Raw genomic sequence first — 248 nt, 5'->3', positions numbered from 1 at the left:
TGATCGTCTGTAGGGACACGGCATTTGACAATTTTGGGACGCCGTGTCCCCAGCAACGCGTTAATCTGTTTGATCGTCTGTAGGGACACGGCATTTGACAATTTTGGGACGCCGTGTCCCTAGCAACACGTTAATCTGTTTGATCGTCTGTAGGGACACGGCATTTGACAATTTTGGGTATAAACGAAACATTATGCGACGCCGTGTCCCTACCAACCCGTTAATCTGTTTGATCGTCTGTAGGGACA

General features: G+C 48.4%; 1 protein-coding gene. It reads right to left on the bottom strand.

Annotation, left to right across the window (positions count from 1 at the left end; translation table 11 throughout):
- Positions 1-60: 60 nt before the first annotated feature.
- A partial coding sequence (locus tag MiSe_RS50460; RefSeq protein ID WP_226595151.1) for a hypothetical protein occupies positions 61-248 on the bottom strand: 188 nt, incomplete at its 5' end.

The sequence above is a fragment of the Microseira wollei NIES-4236 genome, assembly GCF_020521235.1.
Classification (GTDB): Bacteria; Cyanobacteriota; Cyanobacteriia; order Cyanobacteriales; family Aerosakkonemataceae; genus Microseira; species Microseira wollei.
Note: the sequence above shows the minus strand (reverse complement) of the source record. Positions and strands in the feature narration are given on the sequence as shown.